At 69.7% G+C, this 13,661-nt stretch carries 12 protein-coding genes; 3 read left to right on the top strand and 9 right to left on the bottom strand.

Features of this window, described 5'->3' with window-relative positions; genetic code table 11:
- Nucleotides 1–142 precede the first annotated feature (142 nt).
- Together ABID77_RS17165 and ABID77_RS17170 are read left to right on the top strand one after the other, a co-directional pair.
- A complete protein-coding gene (locus ABID77_RS17165; protein WP_429598358.1) occupies nt 143–748 on the top strand; it encodes a methyltransferase in 606 nt (201 codons plus the stop codon).
- A 124-nt stretch (nt 749–872) separates the two neighbouring features.
- Complete coding sequence (locus tag ABID77_RS17170) at nt 873–2,246, top strand: MFS transporter (protein ID WP_429598360.1); 1,374 nt, start codon at nt 873–875, stop codon at nt 2,244–2,246.
- A gap of 51 nt (nt 2,247–2,297) precedes the next feature.
- Here the strand turns inward: ABID77_RS17170 and ABID77_RS17175 are convergent, their stop codons facing one another.
- Nucleotides 2,298–3,530 carry an ATP-binding protein gene (locus tag ABID77_RS17175; RefSeq protein WP_429598362.1) on the bottom strand — a complete coding sequence of 411 codons (1,233 nt, stop codon included), beginning with the start codon at nt 3,528–3,530 and terminating at the stop codon, nt 2,298–2,300.
- 427 nt (nt 3,531–3,957) lie between these two features.
- On the opposite strand from ABID77_RS17175, the gene ABID77_RS17180 reads away from it, so the two are divergent.
- Complete coding sequence (locus ABID77_RS17180) at nt 3,958–5,964, top strand: glycoside hydrolase family 28 protein (protein ID WP_429598364.1); 2,007 nt, start codon at nt 3,958–3,960, stop codon at nt 5,962–5,964.
- 116 nt (nt 5,965–6,080) lie between these two features.
- On the opposite strand, the gene ABID77_RS17185 is transcribed toward ABID77_RS17180, so the two are convergent.
- Genes ABID77_RS17185 through ABID77_RS17220 form a run of 8 tightly spaced genes read right to left on the bottom strand, consistent with a single transcriptional unit; the run spans nt 6,081 to nt 13,623 of the window.
- Complete coding sequence (locus ABID77_RS17185; RefSeq protein ID WP_429598366.1) at nt 6,081–6,941, bottom strand: HpcH/HpaI aldolase/citrate lyase family protein; 861 nt, start codon at nt 6,939–6,941, stop codon at nt 6,081–6,083.
- Nucleotides 6,938–7,627: an alpha/beta hydrolase gene (locus tag ABID77_RS17190; RefSeq protein ID WP_429598368.1), complete on the bottom strand. Its 690-nt coding sequence runs from the start codon at nt 7,625–7,627 to the stop codon at nt 6,938–6,940. Before ABID77_RS17190 ends, ABID77_RS17185 begins: the two co-directional genes overlap by 4 nt.
- 17 nt (nt 7,628–7,644) lie before the next feature.
- Nucleotides 7,645–8,577: an electron transfer flavoprotein subunit alpha/FixB family protein gene (locus ABID77_RS17195; RefSeq protein ID WP_429598370.1), complete on the bottom strand. Its 933-nt coding sequence runs from the start codon at nt 8,575–8,577 to the stop codon at nt 7,645–7,647.
- A 2-nt stretch (nt 8,578–8,579) separates the two neighbouring features.
- Nucleotides 8,580–9,329: an electron transfer flavoprotein subunit beta/FixA family protein gene (locus ABID77_RS17200; RefSeq protein WP_429598372.1), complete on the bottom strand. Its 750-nt coding sequence runs from the start codon at nt 9,327–9,329 to the stop codon at nt 8,580–8,582.
- 36 nt (nt 9,330–9,365) lie between these two features.
- Nucleotides 9,366–10,355 (bottom strand): tripartite tricarboxylate transporter substrate-binding protein, encoded by a 990-nt coding sequence (locus ABID77_RS17205; RefSeq protein ID WP_429598374.1) that lies wholly within the window; start codon nt 10,353–10,355, stop codon nt 9,366–9,368.
- 23 nt (nt 10,356–10,378) lie between these two features.
- Nucleotides 10,379–11,560 (bottom strand): CaiB/BaiF CoA transferase family protein, encoded by a 1,182-nt coding sequence (locus ABID77_RS17210; protein WP_429598376.1) that lies wholly within the window; start codon nt 11,558–11,560, stop codon nt 10,379–10,381.
- Between the two features lie 22 nt (nt 11,561–11,582).
- Nucleotides 11,583–12,743 carry an acyl-CoA dehydrogenase family protein gene (locus tag ABID77_RS17215; protein WP_429598378.1) on the bottom strand — a complete coding sequence of 387 codons (1,161 nt, stop codon included), beginning with the start codon at nt 12,741–12,743 and terminating at the stop codon, nt 11,583–11,585.
- A gap of 28 nt (nt 12,744–12,771) precedes the next feature.
- On the bottom strand, nt 12,772–13,623 hold the full coding sequence (locus ABID77_RS17220; RefSeq protein WP_429598380.1) for an FAS1-like dehydratase domain-containing protein: 852 nt from the start codon (nt 13,621–13,623) through the stop codon (nt 12,772–12,774).
- Nucleotides 13,624–13,661 lie beyond the last annotated feature (38 nt).

Raw genomic sequence — 13,661 nt, forward strand, 5'->3', positions numbered from 1 at the left:
GGATCGACGGCGAGCAGGATGCGACGAGTCTCTCATCGTTGGTGCGCTCGCGACCCCGATTTGCCCGTCGATCGTCCGCCGCATCGGATGCGCGGGCACGCCCGTGGTGCCACCGTCGATGCCTGCGGGTTAGCATCCGGGCATGGAATCCGCCGACGCCGCCACCTTCGACGAGTCGTATTACGACCGCTTCTATTTCGACAAGAAGACCAGGGTGGCCGATCGGCTGCACGTCGAACGACTGGGCGCCTTCGTGAGTTCCTATCTCCAGTACCTGCGCGTTCCCGTGCATCGCGTCCTGGACATCGGTTGCGGCGTGGGCCTGTGGCGCGACATCGTGATGCGCCACTTTCCGCAGGCGAGCTACCATGGCGTGGAGGTCAGCGACTACCTGTGCCGGCGCTATGGCTGGGAACGCGGCTCGGTCGTGGACCACGCCGCCGCGAAGCCGTTCGACTTCGTCATCTGCCAGGGCGTCCTGGCCTACCTGAGCCCCGCCGACCTGAAGCAGGCCCTGCGCAACCTCGGGACCCTGAGCCACGGCGCCCTCTACGTGGAGGCGGTGACGCTGGAGGACTACGAGAACGACGTCGTGGACGAGGAACTCACCGATCCCCTGCTCTTTCGGCACCGCGCCGAGGTGTACCGCCGCGGGCTGTCGAGGAACTTCAGGAACCTGGGCGGCGGCGTGTGGCTCGCTCGACGCGCCGAGGTGCCGGTGTTCACGCTGGAATGCGTGCCGGAATGACCCGCTGACCCGCTGACCCGCCGACGAGGAAGCGCCGCAGGCCGCCGGACGCCGCCGCCGGCCGCGCGGGACCGCCCATCGAATCGATCGATCCGATCGATCGAGCCTCCGAAGAAACATGGAAATGAATGTGAAACCCTCGAAGACCGTGGACGTCCAGACGTTCCTCAATGCGCACCCCTTTTCAGGCTACCAGTGGCTGATCTTCCTGATGTGTTTCCTGGTCGTCCTCCTGGACGGCTTCGACACGGCGGCCATCGGCTACATCGCGCCTTCGCTGATGAGGGAATGGGGCGTGCCGCGTTCCGCCCTCGCCCCGGTGCTGAGCGCGGCGCTCTTCGGGCTGGCGTTCGGCGCCCTGGGCGCGGGGCCGCTGTCCGACCGCTGGGGGCGCCGGCTGCTGCTGATCGTGTCGGTGATGGTGATGGGCACGGCCTGCCTGGCCTCCGCCTTCTCGCCCGACCTGCCGACCCTGACCGCCTGGCGCTTCGTGACCGGGCTGGGGCTGGGGGCGGCGATGCCCAATGCGATCACGATGATGAGCGAGTACTGCCCGGACAACCGCCGCGCCACGCTGACCAACCTGATGTTCTGCGGCTTTCCCCTGGGTGCCGCCCTGGGCGGCTTCCTGGCGGCCTGGATGATCCCGCAGTTCGGCTGGCGCAGCGTGCTCGTCCTCGGCGGCGTCGCCCCGCTGCTCCTGGTCGTCGTCATGCTCGCGACCCTGCCCGAGTCGGTGCGCTACATGGTCGCGCGGTCGCGGCCGGTCGACGAGGTCCGGGCCGTTCTCCGGCGCATCTCCGCCACGGCCGTCCGGGCGGGCTCGTTCATCAACACGGAGAAGGCCTCCCATTCGCTCCACACGAAGACGGGCCTGGGCCTGGTGCTCTCCGGCCCCTTCCTGGTCGGGTCGGTCATGCTCTGGGTGGCCTACTTCATGGGCCTGGTCATCTTCTACGCCCTGATCAACTGGATGCCCATCCTGCTCAGGGACGCGGGCATCGACGCGCGAACCGCCACCCTGATCGCCTCCCTGTTTCCCCTGGGAGGCTGCGGCGCGATCCTCTTCGGTGTGCTGATGGACAGGTTCAATCCGAACCGGATCATCGCCGTGGGCTACGCGCTGACGGCGGTGGCGGTCTATGCCATCGGCCAGTTCGCCGGCAATGTCGGCCTGCTGGTCGCGGTCGTGTTCCTGGCGGGCGTGCTGATGAACACCTCGCAGTCGTCCATGCCGGCGTTGGCCGCCCCTTTCTATCCGACCCAGGGACGGGCCACCGGCATTGCCTGGATGCTGGGCGTGGGTCGGTTCGGCGGCATCGCCGGCTCTTTCCTGGTGGCCGAACTCACCACCCGCAAGGCGTCCTTCGCCGAGATCTTCACCGTGATCGCGGCAGCGGGCCTGGTCGCCGCGGCCGCCCTGGCGATCAAGCAGGCGGTCCATCCGGAGACCGCGCGAACGCGATCGGCCCCCGGCGCCGACGTCCCGGCGCACTAGGAGCCGGTCGACGCTGCGCGATGAGATCGAGCGCCGACCGGCGCGCTCCCGTCAGGAACCGTCCTTCTCGTCGGGCACGTCCGTGGCGGCGGCTTCGTCCTCCTGCATGGCCGGCAGGCCGTGGGGATCGACCGGCGGCCAGCGTTCCTCCCTGGCCCGCTGCTCGAACCAGCGGTGCATGGCCGCATCGTCCACGGCGTACTCGCCGCGGGCCGACTTCCACACCAGCGCCGGATTGCGTTCGCGCAGCGATTCCAGCGCGCGCTGCACCATCTGCGGCGTGACGCGGCCCGTCACCCGATCCCGGTAGAAGCGCAGCGCCTCGCCGTCGTAGGGGCGGAAGCGCGCCCCCTGCGACAGCAGGCGCCACACCACCGCCTGTTCCAGAGGGCGCAGCGCCAGGTACTCGGATTCCATCTGGGCCTCGTCGGCGTCCTGCCGTTCCTTCGCCGCCTGCAGCACGGCCTGCTCGAACCTCACGCCGCTCAGGCCCGACAAGGGGCTCAGCGCTTGGCCCAGCGCTTCCATGAAAAACTGCGGCCGTTGGCCGAAGCTCTCGAAGGCCTGCAGCAGCAGGGCGGCATCCACCGGCGCCAGATCGGGCCGCTGGGCCGTGATCAGCCGCGCCACGTGGTCGATGAAATCCCGCCCCAGCGGCGGCATGCGCGAGATCTGCGAGCCGTAGAACGGCGCACCGTTGGTGTTGACCAGCCGCAGCAGCTTGTCGCGGTCGGAGCCCGACATCACCAGCATCAGGTTCACCCCGCCCGGCCGGTTGAGCTGGTCGCGGGCGGATTTCAATGCCGACATCGTGGCCTCGCCGGCTTCGCTGGTCAGCGCATGCTGCGCCTCGTCCACGATCAGGGCCACCGGCGCCCGGGCGGCCTCGTGCAGCGCGCGCAGCGCGTCGGGCAGCGTCACGCCGTCGATCCGGCCGATCTTGCCGACGTCGATCTTCAGCGCGCCGGCGATCGTCACGCTGTCCAGCCCGGCCGCCCGGGCCGCGCGGCTCACCACCCCCAGACGCGGCGCCAGCGCGCGGGCGATGGCGTCGGCGATCAGAGCGCCGGGGTCGCGGCGCGGGTCGGCCCACAGGTCCACATAGGCCACCACCGCGCCGGCGGCTTCCAGGGCCGGCTTCAGGTCGGCCTGCAGGAAGGTGGACTTCCCCGTGCGGCGCGGCGCGGCCAGGAACAGGCCGTTGTGCGCATCGCCGAAGACCGCCTGGCCTCGCAGCGCCGCGACGAGCTCCCGGGCCAGGGCCTGACGAGGAAAGTGGATCAATGTATCTCCGATTATTTTGAATTCAATAATTTATCAAGTTCGCGGTAAAAGTCAATAACCCATGTCGCGGTCGGGGGCCGAACTCCCGATGCTCGCGGCAAGCCGCTCCGGCGAGGACGTCGGAGGCCCGGCCGGACTCGCATCGCGTGCAGGCCTTCGGATCGCGTGGAACCCACGCACGGTCTAGGGAAACCACTTAAAAATTCGGTCGCCGTCCGTGAAATGACAACGATATCATCCCTCCGAACTTCGAAGAAGCCGGCCCGATCCTGGTTGAGGTTTGGAACGGATCTTCGAAATCACCGGAAATGACAACGTTGTCATATTCGTGACGGATGCCGGCGTGCCGGTGCACCGCTTCGCGCCTCGGCGGCGGTCGGTGCGACATCCCGGCTTTTCAACTGCAGACCATTCGACGGAGACAGTCATGAGTTCATTTTTCCAGGCCACCGGGGCGAAGCCCGGCGCGTCTTCCCTGCTGGACCGCCGGGGCTTCCTGCTGGGCACGGGCACCTTGCTGGGAAGCACGGCGCTGGGTGGCCTGGCGGGTTGCGGTGGCGGAGGCGGCGGCGACGAGGGCGGCGTGAGCGGCGGCACGACCGGCGATGCCATCTGGGGACCGTACGGTGCCGCCACCGCCATCGTCGAGTCGCTGAAGTCGGTGTCGCAGGCCGCCTTCCCCGCCCAGGACTTCCAGGTGGTCGCCTACGGCGCGAGACCCTGTGCCGTGGTCGCGGCCGTGAATCCCTACACCAACGCGGCCCTGTCGCCATTGAGCGCCGGCTCCGACCGGACGCACGCCCCCGGCTCCTTCGATTCGCGCCCGGCCTTCCTGGCCGCGATCGAGGCGTGCAACGCGGCCGGCGGCGGCCGGGTGGTGGTGCCGCCGGGCACCTGGTACTGCGCCGGTCCGATCGTGCTGCTGAGCAACGTCAACTTCCATCTGAGCGCCAACTGCCAGATCTACTTCAGCAACCGGCCGGCCGACTACGCCAAGGACGGCCCGGTCGACTGCGGTGCCAACGGCAAGCTGTATCACGGCCGCTGGCAGTCCAACGACTGCCTGAACTTCGGATCGCCGATCTACGCCCGCAACCAGTCGCGCATCGCCATCACCGGCGAGGACCGGACGTCGATCCTCAACGGCCAGGCCATGATCCCGTTCGCCGGCAGCGGCAACACCGCCACCTGCTGGTGGACCTACAAGGGCAACGTCGGCCAGTACGGTTTCGTCAACGCCGCGACGACGCCCTCGGCGGCCTCGAACAATCCGTTGAACCCGGACCTGCGCACCAAGGTGCCGGGCATCCCGGACGTGCTCTATGCGCTGCTGACCAATCCGGTCACGCCCTGGCAACAGGACCAGAACTACCTGCCCTGCCTGTCGGAGGCCGGGGTGCCGGTCGAGCAGCGCGTCTTCGGGCTCGGGCACTTCCTGCGGCCCTGCATGGTGACGTTCATCGGCTGCACCGACGTGCTGATGGAGAACTACCAGTGCAACAACACGCCGTTCTGGCAGCACCATCCGGTGGCCTGCCGCAACGTCGTGATCCGCAACGTGCTCGCCGACAGCACCGGGCTGAACAACGACGGTTTCGATCCCGACGGCTGCGACACGGTGCTGTGCGAACGCGTGGAGTTCAACACCGGCGACGACTGCATCGCCATCAAGTCGGGCAAGAACCTCGACGTCCAGTTCGGTCCGTCGCAGAACCAGGTGATCCAGGACTGCACGATGCAGAGCGGCCACGGCGGCATCACGCTGGGCAGCGAGATGGGCGCGGGCATCCAGAAGGTCTACGCGCGCAACCTCGAGATGCGCAATGTCTACTGGGCGACCAACGCGCTGAACATCGCCATCCGCATCAAGACCAACATGAATCGCGGCGGCTTCGTGCGCGACTTCTACGTCGACAACGTGACGCTCGCCAACGGCGTGAGCACGACGCCGGCGGGCTACGGCTCGTCGCTGCTGCCGGGCAGCCCGATCAACGCGACGGTGCCGCTGGGCGTGGTGACGGCCGCGGCCGCCAATCCCTCGGCGGCCCAGGGCGGGATCATCACCTTCGACTGCGACTACCAGCCGGCCAAGGATGCGATCCGCACGCGTCCGGCCACCGTCGAGAACATCGTCATCTCGCGCGTCCGGGCGAGCAACGTGACGCTCGGCGGCGTCACCGCGTCGTGCTTCCAGGCCATCGTGGCGCAGGGGCCGGTGAAGGCCGACTACAACGGACCCCTGCCCGTGCCGCCCGTGCCCGCGATCACCGGCGTGACGATCAGCGACTGCGACTTCGGGACTCCCGCCGCGGCCGGCCCGGCCGGCGCGACCGTGCCCGGTCCGATCTACGCGTACAACGTCCACGACATCGTGCTGAAGAACGTGAGGATCGGAGGCAGGATCTACGACACGACGATCGTCGACGCGCGGTGAGACGTGGTCGGGCGAGGCCCGACGATCCACCCTCGGCCGCTCCCCCTGCGGTCAACGCGGCGACGGCTTCACCAGGGCGGGACGGCCATGTGCGCGGAGGGCGAACAGGCGGGCGATCACGACGTCGGTCGGCAGGCGTCGTGCCGGGCCAGCACGCGGCGGGCCTGCAGCACCACCGGCCGGTCGACCATCCGGCCATCGAGCTGCACCGCCGCGCCGCCCGAGGCGGCGTCGGCCTCGACCACGCGCCGGGCCCAGGCCACCTGCCGCGCATCGGGCGTCATCACCTCGTGCACCGGTCCGACCTGACGCGGATGGATGCAGAGCTTGGCGCCGAAGCCGAAGCGCAGGGCCCGTCGGGTGTCCTCGCGCAGTCGCTCGTCGTCCTGGATGGCGACGGTCACGCCGTCCACGGCCGGCGCGAGCCCGTGCGCGCGGGTCGCCATGGCCAGCGCGAAGCGCAGGGGCGCGAGTTCGGCCTCGTCGGGGCCGCACTGGATGCCGGTGTCGGCCATGAAGTCGATGTGGCCCAGCACCAGGCGGGCCACGCCGTCGCACGCGGCGATCGACGCCACGGCGTTCCAGCCGGCCGCGCTCTCGATCAGCGGCAGCAGCGGCACGCCGGGGAGCCGGTCGCGCACGAGGGCCAGCGTGGCGGCGGATTCGACCTTGGGCACCATCACGCCCGCCGGGGCAGGGGCCGGCAATCGCGCCAGCCAGGCCAGGTCGTCGTCGCCCGACGGCTGATCGGCCGCGTTGATGCGCACGACCAGCGCGGTCCCCAGCGATCGCAGGGCGGCCCAGGCCTGCGCGACGGCCTGTCGCGCCGCCGCCTTGTCGGCCGGCGGCACGGCGTCCTCGAGGTCCAGCACGATGGCGTCGGCGCCGCTGAGGGCGGCCTTCTCGAAGCGTTCCGGCCGGTTGCCGGGGACGAACAGGAAGGTACGGGCGTCGGTCAGGGGAATGGAAGGGGTCATGGTGGTGGAGGAGGAAATGCGGCCGGGACGCAGATCGCCAGGTGCGACAGGACCAGGCCGCGCAGGATGGGCAATCTGCCCGTGAAGAAGTGATCGGCCCCCGGCACGACGACGACCGGCTGTCCCTGGGGCCGCGCCCAGTCCAGCACCGCGGCGAGCGCCACGCGCTCGTCGCGCTCGCCATGCACGACCAGCGCGTTGGCGAGGCCCTGCGGCGGGTCGAAGACGCGCCCGTCCTGGACAGGCCCCGAGGGCATGCCGGCGAGGCAGACGCGCCAAGCCGCCCGTCCCCGGTCCTCCAGCGCGCGGGCGACGCGCGCCTGCACGAAAGCGCCGAAGGAGAACCCGACCAGCGCGATCCGCGCACCGGGATGCGCGCCGCGCAGGGCGTCGTGGAGGGCCACGACGTCCTCGGCCTCGCCGATGCCCGCGTCGTGGACGCCGGCGCTGCCCCCCACGCCCCGGAAGTTCGGCCGCGCCACCCGCCAGCCGGCGTCGCTGAGCGCCCGCGCGAGCAGCTGCGGGACCTTGTGCAGGGCATGGCCGCCGAGCAGCGGCTGCGGATGCGCGACGATGGCGATGCCGTCGTGCATCGGGCCGCGCGGCGCGTCGACGATCACCTCCATCGGGCCCGCCGGTCCGGCGACCAGCTGACTGCCGGAGACGGCGAGATCGAGCGCGTGCATGGTCGGGGGATCCGCGCTCAGAGCTTCTCGACGAGTTCCGGCACGGCGGTGAACAGGTCGGCCACCAGGCCGTAGTCGGCCACCGAGAAGATGGGCGCCTCCTCGTCCTTGTTGATCGCCACGATCACCTTGGAGTCCTTCATGCCCGCCAGATGCTGGATCGCCCCGGAGATGCCCGCGGCGATGTAGAGCTGCGGCGCCACGATCTTGCCGGTCTGCCCCACCTGCCAGTCGTTGGGCGCGTAGCCCGCGTCCACCGCCGCGCGGCTCGCGCCCAGGCCCGCGTTGAGCTTGTCGGCCAGCGGCGTCATCACCTCCGCGAACTTCTCCGCGCTGCCCAGGGCGCGACCGCCCGAGACGATGATCTTGGCCGCCGTGAGCTCGGGCCGGTCGCTCTTGGTGACCTCGCGCCCGACGAAGCTGGACTTGCCCGAGTCGGCCACCGCCTCGGCGTTCTCGATGGTCGCGCTGCCGCCGGAGGACGCCGCCGCGTCGAAGCCCGTGGTGCGCACCGTGACGACCTTGATCGCATCGCTGCTCTGCACCGTGGCGATGGCGTTGCCCGCGTAGATCGGGCGCTCGAAGGTGTCGGGACCGTCGACCTTGGTGATGTCGCTGATCTGCGCGACGTCGAGCTTGGCGGCCACGCGCGGGGCGACGTTCTTGCCCGCCGCGGTCGACGGGAACAGGATGTGGCTGTAGTTCGAGGCGATGGCCAGCACCTGCGCGGCGACGTTCTCCGCCAGGCCTTCGGTCAGGCTCGCGCCGTCGGCCACGATGACCTTGGCCACGCCGGCGATCTGCGCGGCGGCGGCGCCCGCCTCCGCAGCGTTGGCGCCGGCGACGAGCACGTGGACGTCGCCTCCGATGGCGAGCGCGGCCGTGACGGTGTTGAGGGTGGCCGGCTTGACGCTGGCGTGGTCGTGTTCGGCAATGACGAGGATGGGCATGGTCAGATCACTTTCGCTTCGTTCTTGAGCTTGTCGACCAGGGCGGCCACGTCGGCCACCTTGACGCCGGCGCCGCGCTTGGGCGGCTCGGCGACCTTGAGCGTCTTCAGGCGCGGCGCGACGTCCACGCCCAGGTCCTCGGGCTTCACGACGTCGAGCGTCTTCTTCTTGGCCTTCATGATGTTGGGCAAGGTCACGTAGCGCGGCTCGTTGAGCCGCAGGTCGGTCGTGACGATCGCCGGCAGCGTCAGCGACACCGTCTCCAGGCCGCCGTCGACCTCGCGCGTGACGCTCACCTTGTCGCCCGAGACCTCGACCTTGCTGGCGAACGTGCCCTGGGGCAGGTCGGCCAGCGCGGCGAGCATCTGGCCGGTCTGGTTGGCGTCGTCGTCGATGGCCTGCTTGCCCAGGATCACCAGCTGCGGCTGCTCCTTGTCGACCAGTGCCTTCAGGAGCTTGGCCACCGCCAGCGGCTGGAGCTCCACGCTCGTCTCCACCAGGATGGCGCGGTCCGCGCCGATGGCCAGCGCCGTGCGCAAGGTCTCCTGGCACTTGGTCTCGCCGCAGGACACCGCGATGATCTCCGTGACCACGCCGCGCTCCTTGAGCCGGACGGCCTCCTCGACGGCGATCTCGTCGAAGGGGTTCATGCTGTGCTTCACATTGGCCACGTCCACTCCGCTGCCGTCGGATTTCACCCGAACCTTCACGTTGTAGTCGACGACCCGCTTGACTGGGACCAGAACCTTCATGGGATGCTTCCTGCTTCGATGTGGCCAGCGTGCCGGTCAGTCGGCGAACTGGCCGGCGGCCTTGATGACCGGGGCGTAGCGCTGCGTCTCCTGCTCCAGCCAGGTCTTCAGGCCCGCCGGAGTGAGCTTGTCGTCGCCGGGGACGACCGCGCCGAGCTCGGCCAGGCGCTGGACGATGGCCGGATCCTTGAGCGTCGACTTCAGCGCCGCGCCGAACTTCTCGATCGCTTCCTTCGGGGTGCCCTTGGGCGCGTAGATGCCGTGCCAGACGACGACCTGGAAGCCCGGCAGGCCCTGCTCGGCCAGCGTGGGCGTGTCGGGCAGGGTCTTCAGCCGGGTCGGCGTGGTCACGCCGTAGAGCTTCACCGAGCCGGCCTTGATGTAGGGCGTCGTGGACGTGGTCTGGTCGCACAGCAGGTCCACCTGGCCGGCGAGCAGCGCGTTCATCGCCGGGCCGGTGCCCTGGTAGGGCACCGTGGTCATCTCCACCCCCATGGCCTGACGCACCAGCATGCCGCACAGGTGCGAGACGGCACCCAGCCCGGCATGGGCCAGGTTGACCTTGTCGCCGTTGGCCTTGGCATAGGCCATGAGGTCCTTGAAGTCCTTCGCTGGCAGGTCCTTGCGGCCCACCAGGGTCATGGGCACGTCGATCACCTGGCTGACGTACTCGAAGTCGGCCAGCGGCTGGTAGCTGAGCTTGCGGTAGAGCGCCGGCGCGGTGGCCATGCCGTTGTGGTGGATGAGGAAGGTGTAGCCGTCCGGAGCGGCGCGCGCGGTGAACGCGGCCGCGATGGTGCCGCCGGCGCCGGTCTTGTTCTCGACCAGCACCGTCTGGCCGAGCGACTTCGTCATGGCCCCGCCCAGGGTGCGGGCGACCACGTCGGTCGGCCCGCCGGCGGCGAAGGGGACCACCAGGGTGATCGGCTTGGTCGGGTAGCCCTGCGCCCAGCCGGCCATGGCGCAGGTCAGGCCGGCCATCGCCACGGCCGTGCATTGGAGGGCGTGCTTGTAGAAGTTCTTCATGGTTTCTTGTCTCCGGGGTGGCTTCAGATCGCGTGGGTCTGGCGCATGTCGTCGATGGCCTCGGCCGACCAGCCCAGTTCCCGCAGGAGGTCCCGGGTGTGCTGTCCGAGGCCGGGCACGCCGTCCATGCGGGGTTCGTAGGCGTCGGTGCGGCCGGGCGGCAGCAGCGCGGGAATCGGTCCGTTGGGCGTGGCCACCTCGGTCCAGCGTCCCCGGGCCTTCAACTGCGGGTGCGCCCACACGTCGTGCATGTCGTTGACGCGGGCGTTGGCGATCTGGGCGTCGTCCAGGCGCTCGACGACCTGCGCGGCCGAGAGCGCAGCGAAATTCTCCAGGATCAGCGCGCGCAACGCGTCCCGGTTGGCCACCCGGCGCGAGTTGGAGGCGAAACGCTCGTCGCCCGCCAGGTCGGGCTGCCGCAGCACGAGCCGGCAGAAGGCGTCCCACTCCCTTTCGTTCTGCAGCCCCAGCATGACCGAGACCCCGTCCCCGGCCACGAAGGGACCGTAGGGATAGATGGTGGCGTGCGCCGCGCCGGCGCGCGGCGGCGGCGGCGCCCCCTCGTAGGCGTAGTACATCGGGTAGTTCATCCACTCGACCATGCTCTCGAGCATGGACACGTCGATGCGGCTGCCCCGGCCCGTGCGGTCGCGCTGCAGCACCGCGGCCAGGATGCCGCTGTAGGCGTACATGCCCGCGGCGATGTCCGCGATCGAGCAGCCGGCCTTGGCCGGCTCGGCCTGCGAACCCGTGACCGACAGGAAGCCCGACTCGCTCTGGATCAGCAGGTCGTAGGCCTTCTTGTCGCGGTAGGGGCCGTCGTCGCCGTAGCCCGAGATGTCGCACACGATCAGGCGCGGGTGCTTGTCCTTCAGCGCCTCGTAGGACAGCCCCAGGCGCGCCGCCGCGCCGGGCGCGAGGTTCTGCACCAGCACGTCGGCCTTTTCCAGCAGCTGGGCGAGCACCTCTTGGGCGACGGGCTGCTTGACGTCCAGCGTCAGGCTCTCCTTCGACCGGTTGGTCCAGACGAAGTGCGAGGCCAGGCCCTGCACGCGCTCGTCGTAGGCGCGGGCGAAGTCGCCGGTGCCCGGGCGCTCGACCTTGATGACCCGGGCGCCCAGGTCGGCGAGCTGGCGGGTGCAGAACGGCGCGGCGATGGCGTGTTCCAGCGTGACGACGGTGATGCCGTCGAGGGGGCGTGTCATGGCGTGCTCCTTGCCTTCGCGTTCAGAACGACCGCGGCAGGCCGAGCACGTGCTCGGCGACGTAGGCGTAGATCAGGTTGGTCGAGATCGGCGCCACCTGGTAGAGGCGCGTTTCGCGGAACTTGCGCTCGATGTCGTATTCGTTGGCGAAGCCGAAGCCCCCGTGCGTCTGCAGGCACACGTTGGCCGCCTCCCAGCTGGCCTTGGCCGCGAGGTACTTGGCCATGTTGGCCTGCGCGCCGCAGGCCTCGTGGGCGTCGAAGCGGCGCGCGGCGTCGAAGCGCATCAGGTTGGCGGCCTCGATCTCGATGAAGGCGTCGGCGATGGGGAACTGCACGCCCTGGTTCTTGCCGATCGGGCGGTCGAACACGACGCGCTCGTTGGCGTACTTGCGCGCGCGCTCGATGAACCAGTAGCCGTCGCCGATGCACTCGGCGGCGATCAGCGTGCGCTCGGCGTTCAGGCCGTCGAGGATGTACTTGAAGCCCTTGCCCTCCTCGCCGATCAGGTTCTCCTCCGGGATCTCCAGGTTCTCGAAGAACAGCTCGTTGGTCTCGTGGTTGACCAGGTTGGGGATCGGGCGCACGGTGAGCCCGTTGCCCACGGCGTGGTGCAGGTCGACGATGAAGATCGACATGCCCTCGGACTTCTTCTTCACGTCGGCCAGCGGCGTGGTGCGCGCCAGCAGGATCATCAGGTCGGAGTGCTGCACGCGGCTGATCCACACCTTCTGCCCGTTGACGACCCAGCGCCCGTCCTTCCTCACGGCGGTGGTCTTGATCTTGGTGGTGTCGGTGCCGGTGGTCGGCTCGGTCACCGCCATCGACTGGATGCGCAGCGTGCCCGCGGCGATGCCGGGCAGGTACTTGTCCTTCTGCGCCCGGCTGCCGTTGCGCAGCAGCGTGCTCATGTTGTACATCTGGCCGTGGACGGCGCCGGCGTTGCCGCCGCTGCGGTTGATCTCCTCCATGATCACCGTGGCCGCCGTCAGGCCCAGGCCGGTGCCGCCGTATTCCTCGGGGATCATGGCCGCGAGCCAGCCCGCCTCCATCAGCGCGTCGACGAACTGCTCGGGGTAGGCCTTCTGCTCGTCGACCTTGCGGAAGTACTCGTCGGGGAACTGCTTGCACAGGGCGCGCACGGCGTCGCGAATTTCTTGATGCTCGTCGATCTCGTTGAACATGAGGGTGGTCTCCTAAGTGCTTTGTGTATCAGGCCAGCGTGGCAGTGGCGTCCATGGCCAGGTGGCCGTCGTGGGTGCGCGCCCACAGCGTCGCCGTCCCGTCGCCCTCCACGCGGCCGCAGACGGCGAAGGGCGCGATGTCGAACAAGGGCTTGACGGCGCGGAAGTCGAAGGTCCTGACCTGCGCATCGGGCAACTGGCGGCGCAGCAGGTCCAGCAGCAGCGTGGCGATCAGGGGCCCGTGCACGATCAGGCCGGGATAGCCCTCGACCTCGGTCACGTAGCGGCGGTCGTAGTGGATGCGGTGGCCGTTGAAGGTCAGCGCCGAGTAGCGGAACAGCAGCACGTCGTCGGGCACGATCTCGCGCGTCCATTGCGCATCGGTCGGCGCGAGTCGGGCGGCGGGCGCCGGGGCATCCGCCTGGGGGTTGTCGCGATAGACGATGTCGTGCTCCTCGACGATCGCGACGCCCGCCTCGTCGGCGATCTCGTGGCGCACCCGCACGAACACCAGGTCGCCGGTGCGGCCGGTCTTGCCGCTCACGTCCTCGATGCGCGAGGTCCGCGTCACGGCGCTGCCCACCGTCAGCGGACGCTGGAACGCCAGGCGCCCGCCGGCCCACATGCGGCGCGGCAGCGGCACCGGCGGCAGGAAGCCGCCGCGTCGGGCATGGCCGTCCGGGCCGATCTCGGACTGGCGGTGCAGGGGCAGGAAGTACAGCCAGTGCCACAGCGGCGGCACGGCATCGCCCGCCAGGGGGACGGCATCGTCGCGATCCAGCGTGGCCGCCAGCGCCCGCACGGGCGTCGGCGCGGTGACGTCGTGGACTTGTTCGGTTCGACCGATCCAGGATTTCAGGTGGTCCAGGTCCAGGCTCATCTCTTCGTCTCCAGCGTCGTGTCCATCGACACCCTGCG

This window comes from Variovorax sp. PvP013, assembly GCF_050435945.1.
Lineage (GTDB): Bacteria > Pseudomonadota > Gammaproteobacteria > Burkholderiales > Burkholderiaceae_C > Variovorax.

What these genes read in the sequence shown, in the direction of transcription:
- ABID77_RS17165 (WP_429598358.1), top strand. Translation starts at nt 143, where the DNA reads ATGGAATCCGCCGACGCCGCCACCTTCGACGAGTCGTATTACGACCGC.
- ABID77_RS17220 (WP_429598380.1), bottom strand. Translation starts at nt 13,623, where the DNA reads ATGAGCCTGGACCTGGACCACCTGAAATCCTGGATCGGTCGAACCGAA.
- ABID77_RS17195 (WP_429598370.1), bottom strand. Translation starts at nt 8,577, where the DNA reads ATGCCCATCCTCGTCATTGCCGAACACGACCACGCCAGCGTCAAGCCG.
- ABID77_RS17185 (WP_429598366.1), bottom strand. Translation starts at nt 6,941, where the DNA reads ATGACCCCTTCCATTCCCCTGACCGACGCCCGTACCTTCCTGTTCGTC.
- ABID77_RS17170 (WP_429598360.1), top strand. Translation starts at nt 873, where the DNA reads ATGAATGTGAAACCCTCGAAGACCGTGGACGTCCAGACGTTCCTCAAT.
- ABID77_RS17180 (WP_429598364.1), top strand. Translation starts at nt 3,958, where the DNA reads ATGAGTTCATTTTTCCAGGCCACCGGGGCGAAGCCCGGCGCGTCTTCC.
- ABID77_RS17205 (WP_429598374.1), bottom strand. Translation starts at nt 10,355, where the DNA reads ATGAAGAACTTCTACAAGCACGCCCTCCAATGCACGGCCGTGGCGATG.
- ABID77_RS17190 (WP_429598368.1), bottom strand. Translation starts at nt 7,627, where the DNA reads ATGCACGCGCTCGATCTCGCCGTCTCCGGCAGTCAGCTGGTCGCCGGA.
- ABID77_RS17210 (WP_429598376.1), bottom strand. Translation starts at nt 11,560, where the DNA reads ATGACACGCCCCCTCGACGGCATCACCGTCGTCACGCTGGAACACGCC.
- ABID77_RS17200 (WP_429598372.1), bottom strand. Translation starts at nt 9,329, where the DNA reads ATGAAGGTTCTGGTCCCAGTCAAGCGGGTCGTCGACTACAACGTGAAG.
- ABID77_RS17215 (WP_429598378.1), bottom strand. Translation starts at nt 12,743, where the DNA reads ATGTTCAACGAGATCGACGAGCATCAAGAAATTCGCGACGCCGTGCGC.